The 21312-nt window shown below is 67.6% G+C and carries 22 protein-coding genes; 13 read left to right on the top strand and 9 right to left on the bottom strand.

Going from position 1 to position 21312, the window contains the following annotated elements; translation table 11 throughout:
• Window positions 1–97: 97 nt before the first annotated feature.
• Window positions 98–727 (bottom strand): superoxide dismutase, encoded by a 630-nt coding sequence (locus AMD30_RS22910; protein ID WP_010843982.1) that lies wholly within the window; start codon window positions 725–727, stop codon window positions 98–100.
• 217 nt (window positions 728–944) lie between these two features.
• Complete coding sequence (locus tag AMD30_RS25315) at window positions 945–1097, bottom strand: hypothetical protein (protein WP_197282835.1); 153 nt, start codon at window positions 1095–1097, stop codon at window positions 945–947.
• Window positions 1098–1271: 174 nt separating this feature from the next.
• Here AMD30_RS25315 and msrA point away from each other — a divergent pair, with 174 nt between their 5' ends.
• Window positions 1272–1982 (top strand): peptide-methionine (S)-S-oxide reductase MsrA, encoded by a 711-nt coding sequence (msrA, locus tag AMD30_RS22900; protein WP_010843980.1) that lies wholly within the window; start codon window positions 1272–1274, stop codon window positions 1980–1982.
• A gap of 51 nt (window positions 1983–2033) precedes the next feature.
• Complete coding sequence (locus tag AMD30_RS22895; RefSeq protein WP_010843979.1) at window positions 2034–3110, top strand: winged helix DNA-binding domain-containing protein; 1077 nt, start codon at window positions 2034–2036, stop codon at window positions 3108–3110.
• 55 nt (window positions 3111–3165) lie between these two features.
• On the opposite strand, the gene AMD30_RS22890 is transcribed toward AMD30_RS22895, so the two are convergent.
• Window positions 3166–3915: a VOC family protein gene (locus tag AMD30_RS22890; RefSeq protein ID WP_010843978.1), complete on the bottom strand. Its 750-nt coding sequence runs from the start codon at window positions 3913–3915 to the stop codon at window positions 3166–3168.
• Between the two features lie 96 nt (window positions 3916–4011).
• On the opposite strand from AMD30_RS22890, the gene AMD30_RS22885 reads away from it, so the two are divergent.
• The 5 genes from AMD30_RS22885 (at window position 4012) to AMD30_RS22865 (ending at window position 8445) form a co-directional block, all read left to right on the top strand.
• Window positions 4012–4875: a S49 family peptidase gene (locus AMD30_RS22885; protein ID WP_010843977.1), complete on the top strand. Its 864-nt coding sequence runs from the start codon at window positions 4012–4014 to the stop codon at window positions 4873–4875.
• Window positions 4876–5269: 394 nt separating this feature from the next.
• The gene (locus tag AMD30_RS22880) at window positions 5270–5620 is read left to right on the top strand and encodes a rhodanese-like domain-containing protein (RefSeq protein WP_010843976.1); all 351 of its coding nucleotides are present in this window, start codon (window positions 5270–5272) and stop codon (window positions 5618–5620) included.
• A gap of 77 nt (window positions 5621–5697) precedes the next feature.
• Complete coding sequence (locus tag AMD30_RS22875; protein WP_010843975.1) at window positions 5698–6660, top strand: DUF4328 domain-containing protein; 963 nt, start codon at window positions 5698–5700, stop codon at window positions 6658–6660.
• On the top strand, window positions 6657–7466 hold the full coding sequence (locus tag AMD30_RS22870) for a glycerophosphodiester phosphodiesterase family protein (protein WP_014924915.1): 810 nt from the start codon (window positions 6657–6659) through the stop codon (window positions 7464–7466). Before AMD30_RS22875 ends, AMD30_RS22870 begins: the two co-directional genes overlap by 4 nt.
• Window positions 7467–7521: 55 nt before the next feature.
• A complete protein-coding gene (locus AMD30_RS22865; protein ID WP_010843973.1) occupies window positions 7522–8445 on the top strand; it encodes a DUF5926 family protein in 924 nt (307 codons plus the stop codon).
• A gap of 271 nt (window positions 8446–8716) precedes the next feature.
• Here the strand turns inward: AMD30_RS22865 and AMD30_RS22860 are convergent, their stop codons facing one another.
• Window positions 8717–9253: a ferritin gene (locus AMD30_RS22860; RefSeq protein WP_010843972.1), complete on the bottom strand. Its 537-nt coding sequence runs from the start codon at window positions 9251–9253 to the stop codon at window positions 8717–8719.
• Between the two features lie 95 nt (window positions 9254–9348).
• Window positions 9349–10572 (bottom strand): LCP family protein, encoded by a 1224-nt coding sequence (locus tag AMD30_RS22855; RefSeq protein WP_231632827.1) that lies wholly within the window; start codon window positions 10570–10572, stop codon window positions 9349–9351.
• A gap of 288 nt (window positions 10573–10860) precedes the next feature.
• Between AMD30_RS22855 and AMD30_RS22850 the strand changes: the two genes are divergently transcribed.
• Window positions 10861–12279: an APC family permease gene (locus tag AMD30_RS22850; RefSeq protein WP_055477219.1), complete on the top strand. Its 1419-nt coding sequence runs from the start codon at window positions 10861–10863 to the stop codon at window positions 12277–12279.
• Here AMD30_RS22850 and AMD30_RS25150 read toward each other — a convergent pair.
• From AMD30_RS25150 to AMD30_RS22830, 4 genes are all read right to left on the bottom strand, one after another.
• Complete coding sequence (locus AMD30_RS25150) at window positions 12272–12880, bottom strand: cold-shock protein (RefSeq protein ID WP_010843969.1); 609 nt, start codon at window positions 12878–12880, stop codon at window positions 12272–12274. The genes AMD30_RS22850 and AMD30_RS25150 overlap by 8 nt on opposite strands.
• Before the next feature lie 210 nt (window positions 12881–13090).
• Window positions 13091–14338, bottom strand: a complete 1248-nt coding sequence (locus tag AMD30_RS22840; RefSeq protein ID WP_010843968.1) for an oxygenase MpaB family protein — start codon at window positions 14336–14338, stop codon at window positions 13091–13093.
• Between the two features lie 97 nt (window positions 14339–14435).
• Window positions 14436–15233, bottom strand: coding sequence for a CPBP family intramembrane glutamic endopeptidase (locus AMD30_RS22835; protein ID WP_010843967.1), 798 nt, complete (start codon window positions 15231–15233; stop codon window positions 14436–14438).
• Window positions 15234–15306: 73 nt separating this feature from the next.
• Window positions 15307–16059: a DUF2470 domain-containing protein gene (locus AMD30_RS22830; RefSeq protein WP_055477218.1), complete on the bottom strand. Its 753-nt coding sequence runs from the start codon at window positions 16057–16059 to the stop codon at window positions 15307–15309.
• A 154-nt stretch (window positions 16060–16213) separates the two neighbouring features.
• Between AMD30_RS22830 and pheA the strand changes: the two genes are divergently transcribed.
• From pheA to AMD30_RS22805, 5 genes are all read left to right on the top strand, one after another.
• Window positions 16214–17182, top strand: coding sequence for a prephenate dehydratase (gene pheA, locus AMD30_RS22825; RefSeq protein WP_055477217.1), 969 nt, complete (start codon window positions 16214–16216; stop codon window positions 17180–17182).
• A complete protein-coding gene (locus AMD30_RS22820; protein ID WP_010843964.1) occupies window positions 17182–17841 on the top strand; it encodes a histidine phosphatase family protein in 660 nt (219 codons plus the stop codon). The genes pheA and AMD30_RS22820 overlap by 1 nt, the downstream gene beginning before the upstream one ends.
• Before the next feature lie 236 nt (window positions 17842–18077).
• Window positions 18078–19031: a LysR family transcriptional regulator gene (locus AMD30_RS22815; protein ID WP_035717951.1), complete on the top strand. Its 954-nt coding sequence runs from the start codon at window positions 18078–18080 to the stop codon at window positions 19029–19031.
• Between the two features lie 224 nt (window positions 19032–19255).
• The gene (locus tag AMD30_RS22810; RefSeq protein WP_055477221.1) at window positions 19256–20227 is read left to right on the top strand and encodes a putative oxygenase MesX; all 972 of its coding nucleotides are present in this window, start codon (window positions 19256–19258) and stop codon (window positions 20225–20227) included.
• 25 nt (window positions 20228–20252) lie between these two features.
• The gene (locus AMD30_RS22805; protein WP_010843961.1) at window positions 20253–21278 is read left to right on the top strand and encodes a methionine synthase; all 1026 of its coding nucleotides are present in this window, start codon (window positions 20253–20255) and stop codon (window positions 21276–21278) included.
• Window positions 21279–21312: the final 34 nt, after the last annotated feature.

Genomic DNA, 21312 nt, shown 5'->3' with positions numbered 1-21312 from the left:
GAGCAGGGCGGGCCAGTGGGTCTGCGGTGGTTCAGACGAACAACGGCGCCGGTCACCCGAAGGTGACCGGCGCCGTTGATGTTCGGCGAACCGGGGATCAGGCCGGGACGACCAGGCCGCTGCCCTGGCTCTTCGCCCGAGCGAGACGCTCGTTGGCGTCGGCCCAGTTCACGACGTTCCACCACGCCTTGACGTAGTCCGGCTTGACGTTCTGGTAGTCGAGGTAGAAGGCGTGCTCCCACATGTCGAGCATGACGACCGGGATGATGGCGGCGGGGATGTTGCCGCTCTGGTCGGTCAGCTGCAGGATGACGAGCTTGCCACCGATGGTGTCGTAGCCCAGGATCGCCCAGCCCGACCCCTGCAGGGTGGTGGCCGCGGCGGTGAAGTGGGCCTTGAACTTGTCGAAGCCACCGAACTGCTCGGTGAGGGCGGCCGCGAGGTCGCCGTCGGGCTCGCCGCCGCCGTTGGGCGACAGGTTCTTCCAGAAGATGGAGTGGTTGGTGTGACCGCCCAGGTGGAACGACAGCGTGGCGGACAGTCCGTAGACCTTGCCGGCGATGCTGTCGTCGTCGCGGGCCGCGGCCAGCTTCTCCAGGGTGTCGTTGGCGCCCTTGACGTAGGTGGCGTGGTGCTTGCTGTGGTGGAGCTCCATGATCCTGCCGGAGATGTGCGGTTCCAGTGCCGCGTAGTCGTAATCGAGATCCGGCAAGGTGTAATCAGCCACGATGTTCCTCTCTGAGGTGCTACTCGTTTTCCCTGTCCACGCATGGGTCCGACGACTCGGCCGGGCGCCACGCGGATGGTTCCACCCTTCCGCAGAGCATGGGTGATTGCAACAAGCGCGACCCAAGAAACATCAAGTGCGGTTGAGATTTCAACGCGAATCGGTGACGACGAGCGAAGGGAGCAGCGGCGTCTGGGCCGCGTCGAGTCTGCTGCGCTCAGATCAGGATGAGCAGAACGAAGACCGCTACGAGCGCGAGGATGGTCAGGGCGCTTGTGCGGCAACTCCTCGCCACGTCGTAGTTGGCGCGCGGAGCGGTACGCCCGACCCCTGGGGCGCGTCGGAGATCTCCGGTCGCGTGCGTCGCCATCGTCGCCTTTCGTTCCGTGATCGGCTGCACATCCTCCCGTCGAGAAACCGGGATGACGTGGACGTGATCGGTATCACAATGTCACGGATGTGATCGCCATCATAGGCAGACTCGGACGATCAGCTCAACTCGTCGTCTCGTTGATGCGGCCTCTCCCGCGCGTAGACTTGGCGCATGTCTTGGCTCGACCAGCTCTTCGCCGCCGGCTCACGCAAACAGGATCTCGTCGCCGCAGACGCCGCCCTGCCCGGCCGCAGCTCCGAGATCACGGTCCCCGGCGAGCACCTGATCCTCGGCACCCCGATGCGTGGCCGGCCCGAGTCCGACGGCACGTACGTGCACGGCATCGGGGGATTCGACGACGGTCTTGCCGCGATCGTGCTGGCCGGTGGCTGTTTCTGGGGCATCGAGGAGATCTTCTGGCAGGTCCCCGGCGTCCACACCACCGCGGTCGGCTACGCGGGCGGGTACACGCCCAACCCGACCTACGAGGAGACGTGCACCGCCCGGACCGGACACACCGAGTCCACGCTGGTGGTGTTCGATCCGGCCGTCACCGATCTCGAGGGCCTGCTGAAGATCTTCTGGGAGTCGCACGACCCGACGCAGGAGATGCGTCAGGGCAACGACATCGGAACGCAGTACCGGTCGGCGGTGTACGCCCTGACCGACGAGGACCTGGCCACCGTCCGGAAGACCGCCGCGACGTTCCAGACCGCACTCGATGCCGCCGGCGAGGGCGCGATCGCCACCGAGATCAAACCGCTCGCGGAGGCAGGCGACGGGCGGTTCTACTACGCCGAGGATCACCACCAGCAGTACCTCGCCAAGAATCCCCACGGGTACCGCTGCCACGCCGCGACCGGCGTCGTCTACCCGGGCTGACACCGCGGTGCCCGGCCGAGTCGTCCGACTCCATGCTCGACGAGACGTGCGGTGACCGAAGAGATCTCGTTGCGCCAGTGGAATCGCACCCTGCTGCAACGCCAGCACCTGCTCGACCGGGTCGCCGAGGACGCGATCGAGGTACTGGACCGCTGCGTCGGCCTGCAGTCACAGGACCCGCGTGCGGCGTTCTTCGGATTGTGGTCGCGCATCGAGGATTTCGATCCCCTAGAGCTGGACGAGCTGCTCACCGACCGTGAGGTCGTGCGGATGGCGTTGCTGCGGTCGACGATCTTCCTCATCGACGCCGAGGACGCACGCTGGATTCGGCCGCTCGCCGATCCGACGCTGCGACGCGAGCTGACCGACATCCACGCGCCGAAACTGGTGGATGCCGATCCGGCGGGAGTTCTCGCGTCCGCCGAGGAGCTCCTCGCCGGCCGGGAACTCACCGGCGCCGAACTCGGGAGAGAACTGGCCACCCGCCATCCCGCCGAGAACCCGTCGACACTCACCGCCATCGCCCGCTGCGGCCTGCCGCTGGTCCAGGTTCCCCCGCGCGGGCTGTGGCGGGGTCGGGGCGGACCGACCTACCGGATCTTCGCCGAGTGGGCCGGGCCCGGCGAGCCGGCCGTCGTCGACGACGATGCCCGGGCCGACCTGATCCGGCTGTATCTGCGCGGGTTCGGACCGGCGACCGTGAAGTCCATCCAGACCTGGTCCGGGCTCACCCGGCTGCGCCCCCTCGTCGAAAAGCTGGAAGCCGATTGGGAACTCGTCCGGCTCGCCGGGCCGAACGGTGAGGTGCTCTACGACCTCGACGGTCTGGCACTCGCCGACCCGGACACGCCGGCACCTGTCCGGCTCATCGCCCCGTTCGATCACGTGATCGGCGTTCAGGCCGACCGGGCCCGGGTCGCCGAGCCGGAGATGTTCCGGCGCACGGTGACCGCCAACGGCCGGTCGCCCGGTTTCCTCTTCGTCGACGGATTCCTCGCCGGCACATGGTCTCTCGACGCAGAAGAGATTCCGGTCGTGGAGTTCTTGCGTCCGGTGACCGCCGCTGAACGCGGCGAGGTCGACGTCGAGGTCGACCGGCTTCGCGAGTTCACGGCCGGCACCCGGTGACCGGGACGCCGGGTCACCTGCGGATGCCGACTGCGAACCGAAGCGGGTCCGCGACTCAGTCGCCGGTGCGCGGGTTCCGTGAGGTGATGCAGTAGGGGCGACCGACCGGATCCGCCATCGTCGTCCAGTGCGGATAGTGCTCGATCACGCGGGCGCCCCAGTCCTCGTGCCGGGCGACCTCGTCGGCGACGGAGTTGGTGGCGATGTCGAGGTGGGCGGTCGCCGGCCCGTCGTCCTGCGGCTCATCCTGCCTGCGCTGCAACAGGATTCCGAGGGTCACCGCCGGGTCGCGCCGCAGCGCGATCAGTTCGGGTCGATTCCGCGATCTGGTCGGCCAGCCGGTCAATCGGGTCCAGAACCCGACCTCGGCGTCGAACATGTCGGCGGGGATGTCGATGCACAGCTGGTCGATGATGCTGATCGCATCACCGGGCCATCGGATGGGGCGCGACCGCTTCGTCTCGCCTTCCCACGGGACGAGGCAGAACACGAACCCAGCGGGCGATCGAAGTGTGAGGTGGGTGCCGGCGTCGTTGACGAGCGTGGCGCCGAGTGCGAGGGCCTCCGCGGTGGCGGTGTGCGGGTCGTCGGTGTGGATGTCGAGATGGACTCCGCCCGGGCCGTCGTCGATCCGCTGGACCCGCAGGTGCGGGTCGCCGTAGAACGGTTCCAGCGACGCGAACTCTCGATGCTCACCCCGTGGCGGGGAGACGGTACTGCCCGAGATCGCGCGCCAGAAGGTCACCTCGCTGCCGAACACCCCGGCGGGGAAATCGAGGAATGCGCTGAGCCACCGCACCTGCACCCGGCAGATTGTACGGTGCGCCGGACGCCGCAGAGTGTCGCGGCGCGTGCGAACGGGTACGGACGCTCGACCGCCCGGATCGTTAGACTCGGGCAGATGACTGTCGGACCGCTGGGAGCGGTGGGGAAGAAATTCTCGAAAGCGCGGACCGAACAGGTCGCGGTCGTCCGTCTCGACGGCCCGATCGGGATCACCGGCATGGGCAAGCACGGCGTCAACACCGAATCGGTCGAGCCGGTCCTGAAGAAGGCCTTCGCCACCGAGCGTCTGCGGGCCGTCGTGGTCGTCGTCAATTCACCGGGCGGCTCGCCGGCGCAGTCGGAGTACATCGCCGAGCGCATCCGTCAGCTCTCCGCGGAGAAGGGCGTGCCGGTGCTCGCATTCTGCGAGGACGTCGCGGCCTCCGGCGGGTACTGGATCGCGTGTGCCGCCGACGAGATCTTCGCCGCGCACACCTCCCTCGTGGGATCGATCGGCGTCGTGTCGTCGGGTTTCGGTTTCTCGGCGGTGCTCGACCGGTTCGGTGTCCAGCGCAGGCTCTACACGACGGGTGAGAACAAGGCCCGGCTCGACACCTTCTCGCCCGAGCAGGCCGAGGACGTCGAATGGCTCAAGGGGCTCCAGGGGCAGTTGCACGAGGCGTTCATCGCGTGGGTGAGGCAGCGTCGCGGCAAGAAGCTGATCGCGTCCGACGAGGAACTCTTCAACGGCGACGTGTGGATCGGCAGCCGTGCCGCCGAACTCGGCGTCGTCGACGGCATCGGCGTGATGCGCTCGGTCGTGGCCGAGCGGTATCCCGATGCCGAGATCACCGTCGTGGAGACCCCCAAGCCGCTCCTGATGCGGTTGGTGGGAAGCCAGACGTCGGTCGCCGGATTCGCGGAGAGTGTGACGACCGGAGTTCTGGCGGCGTTCGATCGCGCACCGTCGCTGCGTATGTCGCTCCTGCACCGGGACTGAAACCTGCCGGCGAGGGTTTTCACACGGTTTTACTTGTGTATTGTCCCCAAGTTATCCACAGGGCTGTTCAGTGAAGTGGAACTTCAGGTCGTCTCGACCGCTGCACTGACGTGAATTTCCTACGCGCACATTCGATCAATCAAGTGACCGCTGTCACAAGTAGATAACCGTTGGCCTGCGTTTTTCCACAATTCCACAGTCTCATCCCCAACTAGACGGTCAGTCTGCGACCTGGGGACAAACGTCCAGAACGTGCATGTGGATAAGTTTATGTAGGTCAACATAGTGACCGTGCGACGCCGAACCGAGGGGTGGTGGCGGCGGCGCGCGGGCCGCCCTGGTGGACAGCTGGCGTCGCACCTGGCCGTCTCTGTGCCACCATGGAAAAGTGACCATGGGCGACATCACTCAGGTTCCGGTGACCGATCTTCCGGACGACTTCACCGGGCGGACCGACGCGGTCATGCTCGACGTCCGCGAGGACGACGAATGGGCGTCCGGCCATATCCGGGGCGCCGTGCACATCCCGCTGGCCGAGGTCCCGGGGCGCCTCGACGAGCTGGACCCCGATCACGACCTCTACGTGGTCTGTCATTCCAGCGGCCGGTCGATGCGCGTCCTGCAGTACCTCGCCCAGGTGGGTTACGACGGCATCTGCGTCCGCGGTGGCATGCTCGCCTGGCAGGAGCACGGCAAGCCCGTCGAGTTCGGCGATACGCGATCCGAGGGCGACGCCGGCCGATGATCGACCTGTGCCCGCGGTGTCGAATCCAGGCGCCGCATCGTCCCGGACGTGAACACTGTCCACGTTGTGGTGGACCGTTGAGCGTCGTCGACGATGCCGCTCGCGCGATGGCCGTCCGCCAGGGGTCGTCGGCGCGATCCTCGGCCCCCGGTGTCGCGATGCGCCCCTCCCCGATCCCGCCTCGTGCCGGCTCGGCCCCGACGCCCGCCGGGCGGCTCTACCGCAGCCGCAACGTGCGATGGGTGGCCCGCCGCCCACCCGAGGCCATACCCGCCCGCCGCGGCGCCTCGGGCCGCCGCGGTCCCCGACTGATCCCTCGCTACGTCTACATACCCACCTGGGGTCTGCACGACGAACCGGCCGAGACCGACACCGCGCACCGCAAGCTCGAGAGTTCCCGGGCCCGGCTGGGACTCGCGCTGGTGCTCACCGGTTCCGCGCTGACCGCGTCGGCGCTGGTCCATCTCGTCCGCTACATCCTGCTGGTGGTCAACCGCGACCGTCCGCTTCCCGAGTTCCTCATCGTGGCGTCGGACTGGCTCACCGTCTTCGTCGGGGTCGTGGCATTTCTCGGATTCGTGCTCGCCACGCTGGCTTTCATGCGGTGGGTCCTGGAACTGCGCGCCGACACCTATGCGTCGGCGGGTCTTGCGGACCCGCGCCGCCCCGGCTGGGTCGCGGCGCTGTCCGGACTGCCGTTGATCAACCTGATCGGCGCCCCACTGGTGTTGCAGGAAGTCGCCACGCACCGCGTCGGCCAGGATCCCTCGCTCGACGCCGATCTCGTGGGTCGACGACTGCGCAAGCTGTGGGTCGCCTGGGTGCTGGTCAACGTGGCGGCCGCGGCGGCGATCGTCGCCAGGCTCGTCGCGTGGCGTTCGGACTCGCTGCAGACCGGGGCGAACGCGCTGGCGATGGTGATCGTCAGCGCGGCGATCTCCGCGGCCTTCGCCTTCTGGATGGCACGCCGGGTGCGGACACTGTTCGAAGCCGCCGAGGCGGCCCCGGTCCCGACGAGACGGTGGGTGGCGGTCGGATGAACTCAGGGGTGAATGTGGGCGCGGCCGAGAAGGTCTCGCGCTCGGGCAAGCCGGCGGTGGTGGCGCACCGCGGAGCGTCGGGTGACTGCCCGGAGCACACCCTGGCCGCGTACGAACTCGCCCTTGCGCAGGGAGCGGACGGACTCGAATGCGACGTCCGGCTGACCGCCGATCACGAGCTCGTGTGCGTACACGACCGGACCGTCGACCGCACGTCGAACGGCACGGGCATCGTCAGCGAGATGACGCTCGCCGAGCTGCGCGAACTCGACTTCGGCAGCTGGCACGCGTCGGGCGGGCCGGCGTCGATCCTGACGCTGCGCGAGTTGCTGACCCTGACCCTGGACTGGCGTCGTCCCGTCCGGCTGTTCATCGAGACCAAGCATCCGGTGCGTTTCGGCAGTCTCGTCGAGCAGAAGCTCCTCGAGATGCTGCACGAGTTCGGGGTGGCGACCCCACCCTCGGCCGATCACAGCCGAGCCGTGGTCATCTCGTTCTCCTCCGCGGGGGTCTGGCGTATCCGACGCCACGCCCCCATGCTGCCGACGATCCTGCTCGGCGACACCGCCCGGGTTCTCGGCGGCGGTGCCGCGACCGCGGTCGGAGCGACGGGCATCGGGCCGTCGGTGATGACCCTGCGGCAGTACCCCGATCTCGTCGACCGCGCCGCCGCAGCCGGTCGGGTCACCTACTGCTGGACGGTCGACGAACAGGTCGACGTCCAGCTCTGCGCCGATCTGGGTGTGCGGTGGCTGGCCACCAATCATCCGGCGAAGGTGCGCGACTGGCTGGTCACGGTCGACTGAGCTGCGGCGTGCACGACCGTGTCGGGCGCCGCGGGCCGCGTGAGAGAGTGGACCGATGGGCAAGAAGAGCAAACGGGGCAGTGGACCACGTCCGGGAAGCAATCGTGCGGAGCGCGTAGCGGCACGTAAGGCGCGGCAGGCGGCAGCTCTGGCGCCGCCGCCCCGGCCGTTCGCCGGGTTCGCGTCCGAGTGCGACTTCGTCGCGCTGCGGACCTTCGTCGCCTCGGCGACCGCGCGACTGGAACTCGTCGAACCGGCCGGTTCGCGCAACGACGTCTCGATCGTGACGATCCTGCCCGGGGCGGTGCCCGCCCTCGCGCGCGACGTCGACGGCGCCACAGAAGGTTTCGTCGGTCTGCAGACCGACCCGGATCGAACGGCGCTGACGGTCGAACTGGCCGCCGCCATCGCGTGGGCGGCGCACGCCGACGCGGGCAGCGAGTTCGATCTGGAGTCCGCCGACGAGGCCCCGACCCTCGACGAGGTCGTGAAACCCGATGCCACCCTGGACATCACGGTCCACCAGGATTTCGGCTGGTGGTTCGTGGAGGGCACCGATGTCCCCGCCGAGATCACCGCGATGTTCGAGCGCGCCAACGAGTCGGTGCTGCCGACCGCGCGGCTCGTGGTCGACAGCGGCGCGGGTGCACCCTGGTGGGTCGACGCCGGCGAGCGGGCCCACCTGCGCTGGATTCGGCCCGAGCCGGAGGACGACCTGATGTCGGCGATGGCACGGCTGCACGCCGCCGGACGGCTGACGGTCGGCGAGGGGTCGCGGTTCGCCGGGTCGTTCCGCACCCACGGACTGCTCGTACCGGTCTTCGACCTCGACAACGAGATGCACCACGAGGAGTGGTACGCCGGTCTGAACCAGTTCGACCAGTGGCTCGGCGAGGCACTCGCCGACACCTCACCGCTGACGATCGAGCAGCGCAGCTCGCGCGACGGCATCCGCGGTCGTCAGGTCACCTTGCGCTGACACCCCTCCGCTCCCTGAGCTACGAGGAGTGTCGACGTCGTCCCCTCTGCTCCCTGAGGTGCGAGGAGGGTTGACGTTGCCCCCTCTGTCCTCTGAGGTGTGAGGAGTGTCGACGTTGCCCCCTCTGCTCCCTGAGGTGTGAGGAGCGAAAGCGACGAGCCTCGAAGGGCTGGTGAGTTCTGGTCACCAGCCCTTCGAGGCTCGCTGCGCTCGCACCTCAGGGAGCAGGACGGTCGCTGCGCTCGCACCTCTGCGCGAAAGTTCTTCTGCGTCAGATGTTCCCGCCGGCCGCGAGGGGTGCGGTTGCGTCGGATGTCTTCTCGCCGTTGAACTCTCGCTCGACGAAGTTCTCGAGGTCGAAGAGGTTCCCGTTGCAGCGTTCGGCGATGGTCTGCAGGGTCGTCATGGTCGCGACCTCCTCGACCTGCTCCTTGAGGAACCACTGCACGAACTGCTCCCCCAGGTAGTCGCCGGTGTCGCGGGCCGACTTGGCGAGGTCGACGACCTGTTGCGTGACCGTCTTCTCCTGTGCGAGAGCGAGATCGATGGGTGCGCGGTAGTCGTCGAAGCGGTTGTTCGGTGCCGGGATGCCGGGGATCTCGATCTCCATGTCCCGGTCGAGGAAGTACTGCACGATCATCATCGCGTGATTGCGCTCCTCGACTGCCTGACGGTAGAAGAGCTTCGCGAGCTGCGGCATGTCGTGGTTGTCGAAGTAGGTGGCGACCGCGATGTACTGCTGGGAGGCGTAGAACTCGTTGCTGATCTGGTCGTGCAGCAGTTGGTGGAATTTGGTGTGTTCGGTCATGCGGCCCATCGTAGAGCCGAAAAATGGCTCTCACCAGCAAGTTCAGGCTAAGTAAGGCTAGTCTCGCCTGCGTTTGGGGACCCTTTCCACGACGGTCAGCCGGCGTCGACGAGGAGCTCGTCGGGGATGGGTTGACCTGCGCGGAGGAGGCCGAAGAACTCCTCGGTCTGCTCGTTGACCGGTAGCGCCAGCCCCTCGTCGGTGAAGGTGCTCTCGCCGGCGGGTGTCGTGGTCGTGATGGGGTCGCGAAGTGCGAACATGAGCGACGCGAGGTTCCAGATGTGATCTCGCTCATCGACCGTCAGTGCGTCGATGGCGCCGCCGACGAAACCGAAGAGCCGGAACGGATTGAGCAGCACCGTCGGACTGGTGGCGCGAGAGACCAGTGCCGCGAGGAATTTTCGCTGGTTGACCACACGCTCGAGGTCGGCTCGCGGGAAGGCGCGCGTTCGGACCAGACCCAGCGCCTGGCGCCCGTCGAGCCGATGGCAGCCCTTCGCAAGGCGCAGGCCCGCTTTCGGATCGTTCAGCGGCTGGTCGATACACATGTCGACGCCGCCGACCGAGTCGACGAGGGTGTCGAATCCGCCGAAACCGATTTCGGCGTAGTGGTCGATGTGGATTCCGGTGAGGTTCTCGACGGTCTGCACGAGCAGTGCCGGACCGCCGATGCCGAACGAGGCATTGAGCTTCAGGCTGCCGTGACCCGGAACCTCCACGTACAGGTCGCGCGGAATGCTCACCACGATCGCCTTGCCGCCGCCCGGGGGGTTGTGGACGAGCATGATCGTGTCGGTGCGGGAACCGGCGGCATCACCCGTGGCCAGCGCCCGGCGCTGTTCTTCGGTGAGATCGGCTCGGGAGTCGGTGCCGACGATGAGCCAGTTGGTGCCGGGTGTGTCCGACGGGCGTCCCGCGTAGGCGCGCAGCGCGTCGATGCGGTCGAGTCTCGAGTCGTAGTAGAACAGCAGTCCGACGGAACCGAGGACGACGACGAGCAGCAGGATCAGCAGGATCCTGCCGACGCGGACCGCGCGGCGGCCGGTGCGTCGGGGACGAGGCGGAGTGACCGGTCGTGGCGGCGCGGGTGGCCGGCCTGCGGACCGGTCACGGACGCGACGGTCCGCGTGCGGCGGACGGGGGCCGCGGGACCGATGGTCCGGAATCGGTTCGGGCTTCTGGGTGGGGGCATACCCGGCGGGACCGGGCCGCGCCGACGGGGACGGCCGGTCGGCAGGGGAGGGATGCGGTGGTCGGCCGCTGGGACCGGGGCCCGGAGCACGGCGCGGGTCGGGGCCGTGCGCGGGGATTCGCGGCATGGCCTGCGGATGAGCGGACGGAACACCGGCGCCGGGAGGTGGGCGGTGGCCTTGGCCGGGAGGCGGCCCCGGGCGCGGGGGCGGGCCCGCTGGCCGCCCGGACGGCATCGGCGGTCCGGGGCGACCTCGCCGGAGGATCGGCGGGTCCTGCTCGTTCATCCCATCAAATGTACGCATGGGCCGCCGTATCCGATGTCGGTCGGTTGGTGTGCCGATGTGGGCGTCGACTCCCCGGAGAGATCTGCCGCGGAGGTCTTGTTCCGGCCCGAACGGGGTACAGGACCGGCCATGACCGAGAAACACGTCGCCGAGGCCGGCGGCACCTCCGATGACACCGGGAGCGGCGATACCGGAACCGACGGTGGCCACACCCCGCTGCGTCGCGCCATCACCGGCAAGTTGTTGTTCCTGTTCATCCTGGGCGACGTCCTCGGCGCGGGGATATATGCGCTGGTGGGCGAGGTCGCCGGGGAGGTCGGCGGAGCGATCTGGGTTCCGCTCGCGCTGGCCCTCGCGCTGGCGATGCTGACCGCGGCGTCGTATGCAGAGCTCGTCACCAAGTACCCGCGGGCCGGTGGCGCCGCGGTCTTCGCGCGACACGCCTACCGCCATCCGCTGGTCTCCTTCCTCGTCGGATTCTGCATGCTGGCCGCCGGTGTGACGAGCGCGGCCGGACTCGCGCTCGCTTTCGCCGGCGACTACCTGCAGGTCTTTCTCGATGTGCCCACCACGGTCGCGGCGCTGGTGTTTCTCGTCGCGGTCGCGGCACTGAACGCCCGCGGGATCACCGAGTCCCTGCGAGCCAACGTGGTGATGACCGTCGTGGAGGTCTCCGGACTCGTCCTCGTCGTCGTGCTGGCCGGCATCGTGCTGGGTCGTGGTGATGGCGAGCCGCGGCGGGTGCTGGAGTTCACCGACGAGACCACACCGGCGCTCGCCGTACTCGGTGCCGCATTGCTCGCCTACTACTCGTTCGTCGGGTTCGAGACCTCGGCGAACATGGCCGAGGAGGTCCGCGACGTGCGCCGGGTGTACCCGAAGGCGCTGTTCGGCGCGCTACTCGCCGCCGGCGTGGTGTACGTGCTCGTCGGTCTGGCGGTGTCGGTGGTCGCACCACCCGAGCGGCTCGTAAAGTCGTCGGGTCCGTTGCTGGAGGTCGTCTCCATCGCCGATGTCGGGATACCCGACCGGGTGTTCTCCCTGATAGCGCTGATCGCCGTCGCGAACGGCGCGTTGCTCACGATGATCATGGCGTCGCGCCTGACCTTCGGCATGGCTCGTGACGGATTGCTCCCCGGCGCGCTCGCGAAGGTCTTGCCCCGTCGTCGCACGCCGTGGACGGCGATCGTGGCCACCACCGCCGTCGCGATGGTCCTCGCGGCAACGGGCACGGTCGCGGCACTCGCCGAGACCGTGGTGCTCCTGCTGCTGTTCGTGTTCGTCAGCACCAACGTCGCGGTTCTCGTGCTGCGCCGCGACCGGACGGACACCGACCACTTCCGGGCGCCGACGATCCTGCCGGTACTCGCGGTGATCTCCTGCGTCGTTCTCATGACGCAGCAGAGCGCATCGACCTGGTTGCGTGCGGGCATCCTGATCGTCGTCGGGCTCGGGCTCTACCTCCTCGCGCGGGTCACCGGGTCGGGTGGACGACCGGACGTCGACGATGATCGTGTCGACGACGACGCCGCCGAGCGACTCACGTGACGCGAATGTTGTTCGCGCGGTAGGCGTAACCCTCCTGACCGGGGTGCTCGTACTGGAACTCGACGCTCTGTCCCGGCGACAGGTTCCGGAAGCCGGTGCCGGTGATCTCGCTGTAGAACGCCCATGCCCCGCCCGGGGTGGCGTCCGAGTCGAGAACGCCCCAGCCCTCCTCGTCGTTCCAGAAACGCACGGTTCCAGAGGTGTTCGGCATGAGGGAGGTTGGAGGTGGCGGCGCCGGTGTCCCGGTGAGGGCCGTCTCTTCGATGGTCGTGAGACCGTCCGGGCCGGCGACACCCACGCTGTGCCACAGCGCTGTTCGGAACGCGCCGCTGCGAGTGCGGTCCGGCTGGGCGACATCGGACGGCCAGACCGACAGCGCCACATATCGACATCCGCGTTCCGGCGGAACAGCTATCGCATGGTCGAAGTCGACGACGGTCCCCGGACGCAAGCCGGGCAGGGACAGCTGGTCGAGATTCTGAACGGCCCGAACACGAACGACGAAAGTGGTTACATGAATGGCGCCGGACAGCGCCGGTGACGTGATGACACCCCAGCCCTCGTCGTGGTGCCATTCTCGGATCGTCCCGGTCATCGACATCGGTTCACCGTAGGCGCCGGGCCGGTGCCGCGACAGTCGATTTCCGTTGCGGGAGCGTCTTTCGACCGAGCAGCTCCGAATCGTGCTGCCATGATCGGTCCCCGCACGCTGCAAAACGCCTGCCCGCGAACCCGATTGGGCTCCCGGTCGATGTCGCGTGCGACAACGATGGGGACGAACCGATTTCGACGACCGGACCGGACCGGGCCGTCAGCGCTCCGCGAGCGAACCGATGTCGGGAGTGTCGGGGCCGAAGTGGCGGAAGAGGGCTCGGCGTCGGGCGCGGGCACCGGTCCATTCCAGATAGCGCGGGCCGGCCGGCGTTCGCGCGATGACCTGGTAGGTGAGGGTGTTGCGTATCCACGCGAGACCGAAGGCCCAGGGCAGGGCGGGCCGCAATCCGAGGTCGCGCATGCCGCGGACACCGAGGAAACCCTGCAGCATGCTGACCAGGCGGGCCCGGGTGTAGCGCGCGGCCAGCCGGGGGAACAGCCGGTAGTGCAGGCGATCCTGGGCGTCGACGATCGCCGTGGTGAGCGCCGCGCCTGCGTCGGTCACGTCGTGCTGTGCCAGCAGGACCGCGTAGCTCAGCTGGTGCTGCTCACGTTCGGAGTCGAAGAGCCAGTCGTCGTCGACCCCGATCAGCCAGCCGACGTACTTCCAGAGATGCATCAGCGCGCGGGAGTCGTCGCGGCTCACCGGGACGCCGAGGGCGCGGACCCCCATCATCAGTGCGCCGCTGAAGAGGTTCAGCGTTGCGGCGAGATCGGACTGGTTGATCGGCAGACCCCACTGGTCGATGTCCCAGCGGCCGTTGTGCTCGTACCTCTCGTTCACGAGCGCGTGCATGAGACGCACGTGGACGGTGAGCCGCCAGCCCGCGCCGTCGCGTGCCATGCCGCCCGGTTCGCCGACCGCGATGGCCCAGGTCTGTGTCTCGCCGAGCCGTCGGATGACGGTGTTCCCGGTGAGGCCGCCGGTTGCGACCAGCAGATCGGCGGGCCCGCCGAAGCGGTAGCCGCCGATCAGCGAGAGCTGCAAGAGGACGTCGTTGGCGTTCTGGCCGAACCGTCGGTAGACCGCGGCGCCGCGGTCGCAGAGATCGGGATCGACCCAGTCCGGGGTGTCTTCGACGAGGGCGAAGAAGTCGCGGAGGGCGGCCGGGGCGTCGGACGGCATGTCGCCGGCGAGCGCCTGCTCGAACTGGCGCATCGACACCCGGCCGTCGGCATCCCTCGGGAGACGCATGGCCCGGACCAGCGCCGCAGCGGGTTCGTCCCGTGCGCGCAGCCGGCGCCCGAGCCGAGCGAGCTCGTCGTCGGTGGGTTCGCGGAGATGGTTGTAGACCTTCAGGAGTTTGCCGATGCGTCGGCCGCGGGACTCGGCGGCTCGATGGCGTCGCGGAAACGGGAGGTCGGCCGGCGCGGCGGTCGGGCCGGGCGGCACATCGACGGTCATGAGACGAATCTATAGAATCATCTCACCGTGTTCAACATCGGTCCGGTAGGCGCGCAGTCGACGGGAGAGGGCGCCCGGTCGACGAGCGTCGGTCTCGTCATCCGACCCAGGACAGGTGGTCGCGGAGCAGTCCGTATCCGACGAAGGCCACCACGTCGATGACCGCATGGGCGACGACGAGTGGCCAGACGCGCCCGCTGACCTGGTAGAAGCGGCCGTAGACGACTCCCATGACCAGGTTGCCGACGCCGGCACCGAAGCCCTGGTAGAGGTGATAACCGCCGCGGAGGAGCGCGCTGGCCGCGAGCGACGCACCGTCGGACGCGCCGAGCTGACGCAACCGGGTGATGAAGTAGGCGACCACGACGATCTCCTCGGCGGCGGCGTTGCCGATGGCGATCAGCACGAGAACCGGCCACTCCCACCAGGTGTCGGCCTGGCTGGGCACGAGGCTCGCGTTGAGGCCGAGGGCGCGGGCCACGGCGACAAGGGCCAGCCCGGGGAGGCCGATGACGGCGGCGAGCACCAGCCCGGCGGGGACGTCGCGGCGCGGAGTCCACCGGCCCAGTCCGACGCGTGAGAGTCCGATCCCGCTGCGCCACAACAGATACACGCCCAGAGCGGCGATGGCGAACAGACGGAGCCCGCTCATGATCTGCCGGACGGCGTCGATGGGTCCGAGGTCGGAGCGACTGGGATTGAGGGCGACGGTCGTCTCGCCGATCCCACCGGCGAGCTGGGCCTCGAGCAGTGCCAGCGCCGCGGAGAGTGCCGAGAACGCGAACGTCAGGACGCCGACGATGACCAGCTCGACGATGATGCCGCGTCGTTCGATCCGGTCGGTGACCACCGGGATGCCGTGCGGGGACGGCTTCAGGTACTCGCGCAGGGCCATGCCGGTCAGCCTAAAACCCCGCGGTGGGCGGCGACATCGGCAGACGGCGCGCGTTGTCGCCGCGAGACGAGAGTCAGTCGGGCATCGAGTTCAGGAAGGGGCAACCCGCGAGGTTGCGCAGGGCGCGCGAGAGTTCGAACACGCCGGAGACCGGGCGGGCGAAGGGGAGCCGGACGTCGGAGTCGCCGTCGAGTCCCTCGATGCGGAACCGGATGCCGAATCGATCGAGCCCGAGTGGCCGCACCCGTCCGGTGCGCAGGTCGGCGGGGAGTTTGCGGACCAGCTGGCCGACGATGTCGGCGTGGTCGGAGTCGAGGTGCTCGAGCCAGCTGCCCTCGTGCTCCCAGAACGGGTCGGGGTCGGCGTCGGCGAGTTCGGTGGCAGGCACCGAGGCCGCGCCGTCCGACGAGGCGATCACCGCGGTGTCGACCTGCAGTCGCAACATCGATGCGCCGTGCCCGATGTCGAGCAGCCCGTCGTCGGGGTGTTCGGCGGCGATCTCGATCGCCAGGTCACGTTCCAGGTCGCGCGGCACCTCGTGCAGGGTGCCGTTCAGCCAGATCACCGACCGCACGCGTTCGCGCAGGTCGATGGGCGCCCAGTCGGTCACCTCGAGCATCGCGGGCACGCCCTCGGCCTCGTCGACTGCCCGCATGGCATCACCGGTGGTCGGGACGAGGACGAACGCCTGGGACTCGAAGAGGTGGACGACCTCGATCGGGGTGGCGTCGGCACCCTCGATGGCCAGGATGGCGGAACCGACCCGACGACAGGCCGTCTGGATCATCTCGGCATCCGTCGGGCGGTCGGTCGTCGTTCTCGTCATGACTGTCTCTCCGGTCGGCGTCGCGGGGGCGGCGGGCTTGAAAGGTAACCCTAACCTAAATTCCCAGAGCGCACGCGTCAATGGTTTCCGTGCGGATGCGTCGATGTCGGTCGAGCGCGAACGGTCCCGCCGGACCGGCTTCCACTAGGCTCGTGTGGTGCCTGTGATCGCCTACTTCGGCCCGCCCGGAACCTTCACCGAGATGGCACTCGACGCGGTCCTCGCCGCGCATCAGTCCAGTGCCGGCCTCGACCTGTCGGGCGGGATCGACCGGGTGGCCGCGTCGAGTCCCGCCGCCACGATTGCGATGGTCCGCAGCGGTGAGGCCGACTACGGCTGTGTGCCGATCGAGAGCTCGATGGAGGGTTCGGTGCCCGCGACGATGGATGCGCTGGTGCCCTCGACCTCCGATGACGCCGATGGGCGCGTGCAGGCGTTCGCGGAGACCGTGCTCGACATCTCCTTCACGATCGCCGCGGTCTCGCCGTTGCCCGCGGCTGAGGTCCGTACCATCGCCGCCTACCCGGTTGCGTCCGCGCAGGTGCGTCGTCGGGTGGGTGAGCTGTTCCCGAATGCGCAGTTCGTCATCTCGAGTTCGAATGCCGCTGCCGCGCAGGATGTTGCGGCCGGGAAGGCGGACGCCGCGGTCACCACCGGGCTCGCGGCCCGACTGTCCGGGCTCGTCGTGCTGGCCGACGGTGTCGCCGATGCGCGGGAGGCGACCACCCGATTCCTCTTCCTGGGGCGTCCGGGGATCCCGTTGCCCCGCACCGGCACCGACCGGACCTCGGTCATACTCGACCTGTCGAACGAACCGGGCAGCCTGATGGCGGCGATGAACGAATTCGCCTCGCGCGGAATCGACCTCACACGTATCGAGTCGCGCCCGCAGCGCGACGAGTCCCAGGGCCGCAGCATCGCCGGACGGTACCGGTTCTTCCTCGACGCCGTCGGGCACATCGACGACGCGGCTGTCGCCGAAGCGCTTGCCGCCCTCCAGCGCCGGTGCGAGCGCGTGGTGTTCCTCGGGTCGTGGCCCGCGGTGCGCACCACCGGCTCGGCACCACCCGATCACACGGAGTCGCTCGCCTGGGTCGAATCGATGCGACGAGGGGGCAAGTGATGGCACGCCTGCATCTGGTCCGACACGGCGAGACCACGTCGAACGTCATGCGCCGACTGGACACCGCCCTGCCCGGTGCCGCACTCACCGATTTCGGTGCGCGCCAAGGTGTTCGATTCGGCCTGGAGAACACTCCGGAACACCACGCGGTGCTGCTCAGCTCGCGCGCACTCCGTGCACGTCAGACCGCCGAGCTGATCGGATCGGTGTGGGATGTGGAGACCGCGGCCGTCGACGGAGTGCACGAGGTGCAGGCCGGTGACCTCGAGGACCGCACCGACCGCGAGTCGTACGAGGTCTTCCAGGACATCATGCATCGCTGGCACGACGGCGACCTCGACGCACGCATCCCGGGCGGCGAATCGCTCGCGATGGTCTACGACCGGTACCTGCCGACGGTCGAGGACCTCGCCGACATGTACCTCTCCGGACCGGACCAGCGCGATGTTTTCCTGGTGAGTCACGGTGCGGCCATTCGCCTGGTCGCCGCACGTCTGGCCGGCATCGACTCCCGGTTCGCCGCGGCAACCCACCTGGGCAACACCGGTTCCATCGAACTGGAGTACTCCGACGGACTGTGGGTGTGCCGGCGATGGGGTGCCGCGACGGCTCCGTTCGAGATCGTCGACGAGCCGCTCGTCGACGAACCGATGGGCTGAGGGCACGCCTCAAATGCCCAGGTAGCGACGCGTTGCAGTTCTCGGTGGAGCTCTACCCGGCCCGTGACGATGACGGCGAGCGACGACGGTGGCTCGCGGTGCGGGTGTTCGAACGACCCGCCTCGCAGGTGGGGGCCAGCACGGTCGTGGTGGGAATCGCACCGTCGGATTGAGGACTGCCTCGTATCTCGCGTGCCCGGCACTGGTGACGGCGGTGGCTTCGTTAGTCTTCTGGGATGGCACGGCAGGCTGAGGGCGCGCTACGTGGAATCACCCTGCAGCAATTGCGCTACTTCGTGGAGGTGGCAGCGGAGGGCTCGATCAGTGCCGCTGCGGACACGCTCTACGTGGCTCAACCGACCATGTCCGCGGCGCTCAAGGACCTCGAAAGTCGGCTTGGACGTTCATTGTTCGTCCGTTCGAACCGGGGAGTCACCCTCACCGACGACGGGGCGGAGTTTCTCGGCTACGCGCGCCAGGTCGTCGAGCAAGCGGAGCTGCTGGAACAGCGCTATCTCGGGCGCGGTCCCTCGCGCCGGCTCCTTGCCGTATCCACTCAGCATTATTCGTTCGTCGTTCACGCCTTTGCTCGCATGGTGAAAGCCTCTGACGCCGCCGAGTACGCGTTCAGTCTTCGGGAGACCCGGACGTGGGACATCATTGAAGATGTCCGCACTCTGCGGAGTGAGGTCGGCGTGCTCTATCGCAACAGTTTCAACGCGAACGTGATCAATAAGCTGCTCCGCGAAGCGGGCCTGACCTTTACGCCGCTGTTCTTCACGACACCGCACATCTTCATCGCCCGCACGAACCCCCTAGCCGGGAAAGAGAGTGTCACGCTGGAGGATCTCGAAGACCTGCCGCGGCTCACGTTCGACCAGGGCGTGAACAACTCGTTCTATCTCGCCGAAGAGATCCTCTCCACGCGTTCATCGAAGCAAGACATCCGCGTGAGCGACCGAGCGACCATCTTCAACCTGATGATCGGTCTCGGCGGTTACACCATCTCGACCGGCATCATCTCCGACGATCTGGATCCGTCGATTGTCGCTGTCCCACTCGACGTGGACGAACGCATCGAGATCGGTTGGATCAGGCATGGGTCGGTCTCATTGACCGCCCAGGCGGAGCGGTTCGTGGCGGAGATGCGCGACGTGGTCTCGAGCTTCGGAGTCGATCTCCTGACATAGCCGATTCCTATATCCAGCTATCGCACAGCCTAATTAGGCTATGGGAACGCCTCTATATAGACTGCTGTCAACGCCGCTTCGGTCCGCCGACTCTGGTTGTCGGCCTTGCCGACTGGCGCTCGGCCGTCGGGACCGACATCGAAGTGCCTCGAAACTCGGACAGTGAATCGTGCGGTCGCGCCCGTCGTCGAGCGCGGCGAAAGTGGATGGGGAATCTGATCAACATGACGGACGAATGTGTCTTCAGCATCGGTACGACGCGCTTCGACGAGGATTACACCCCGTCGAGCCGCTCTCGCGGGACGACGAACTTCGCGAATCTCGCACGCGGCGACGACCGTCAGCAGAACCTGCGCAATGCGGTGACGATGATGAACACCCGGGTCAACGAGCTGCTCCACTGGGACAATCCGCGCGGCGACCGTTACGAACTCGAACTCGACATCGTCTCGGTGGACCTGCATCTGACATCGGCCGGGGACGACGCCGCGTTTCCGGTGATCGAGGTGCTCGACGTGGACGTCGTCGATACCGCCACGGGCACCCGCACCGAGGGCATCGTCGGAAACAACCTCTCTTCCTACATTCGCGACTACGATTTCAGCGTTAGGCTCCCTGAGCACCAGACGACAGGTGTTCCCAGCGACTTCGGCGATCTGCACGGACAGGTCTTTCAGCGTTTCCTCGAATCGGACGAGTACCGCAAACGGTTCCCCCAGCCGCCGGTCATCTGCATCAGCGTCTCGACGTCGCGAACCTACACCCGGCTCACGAACCACCACCCGATTCTCGGGGTGGAGTATGTGGCGGACGCGCTGTCGCTCACCGATGAGTACTTCGGCAAGATGGGGCTCACGGTCCGCTACTTCATGCCTCCGGGTTCCGTTGCCCCGCTCGCCTTCTACCACCGCGGCGATCTGCTCAACGACTATTCGTTCATAGCGCTCGCGGGAACGGTCGCGACGATGGAGACGTTCCAGAAGATCTACCGTCCGGAGATCTACAACGCGAACGCGGCGGCGGGAGAGGTGTACCGGCCGAGTCTCGACTACAGCAACTACTCGCTTCCGCAGGTGACCTACGACCGTGTCGAGCGCACTCAGCTCGCGTCCATCCAGGGAAAGCTCACCGAGGTGAGTCTCATGAAACCGTACGGCGATGTCCTACAGCGCTGGGCGACAAAGCAATCGGCCTGATCACGCGAGAAATGAGGTACCCGAGATGAACACGCTCCTGCCTGCCACGATCGTCGGCAGCCTGCCCAAGCCCTCGTGGCTCTCCGAGCCAGAGAAGCTCTGGTCCCCGTGGAAGTTGGCCGACGACGAACTGCGGCAAGGGAAGCTCGACGCCCAGACGCTCGCGGCACACGATCAGAGTCGCGCCGGGCTCGACATCATCAGCGATGGTGAACAGACGCGCCAGCACTTCGTGACGACGTTCATCGAGCACCTCAGTGGCGTCGATTTCGACCGTCGCGAAACCGTGCGCATCCGCGACCGCTACGACGCGAGCGTCCCGACGGTTGTCGGTGCGGTAACTCGCGAGAAGTCCGTCTTCGCAGGTGACGCGAAGCGGCTTCGCGCCGAGACCGATCAGCCGATCAAGTGGGCTCTGCCCGGTCCGATGACGATGGTCGACACTCTCTTCGACGACCACTACCGGAGTCGCGAGCAGCTCGCGTGGGAGTTCGCGACCATCCTGAACCAGGAAGCGAAGGACCTGCAGGCGGCCGGCGTCGACATCATCCAGATCGACGAGCCCGCGTTCAACGTGTTCTTCGACGAACTGAAGGACTGGGGTGTCGCAGCGCTCGAGCGTGCGACCGAAGGGCTGAGCTGCACGACCGCCGTTCACGTCTGTTATGGCTACGGCATCAAGGCCAACACCGACTGGAAGGCGACGCTGGGGGCTGAGTGGCGCCAATACGAGGAGTCGTTCCCGCTGTTGCAGCAGTCATCGATCGACATTGTGTCGCTGGAGAGTCACAACTCGCGGGTTCCTGTCGAGGTGATCGAACTGCTTCGCGGAAAGACGGTCATGCTGGGCGCCATTGACGTGGCCAGCGACGCCATCGAGACGCCGGAGGACGTCGCAGCGACGTTGCGCAGCGCACTCCCGTTCGTCGACAAGAACAAGCTTTACGCGAGCGGGAACTGCGGTATGGCGCCGCTCGCTCGTGGCGTCGCACGGCAGAAGATGGTCGCGCTCGCCCAGGGCGCTGCCCTGCTTCGCAAAGAGCTCTCCTAAACTTCAAGCGGCACGGTAGCGCCCCATAGAGTGG

The organism is Gordonia sp. HS-NH1 (genome assembly GCF_001418765.1).
Lineage (GTDB): Bacteria > Actinomycetota > Actinomycetes > Mycobacteriales > Mycobacteriaceae > Gordonia.
This window is presented reverse-complemented; position numbering and strand designations above follow the sequence as displayed.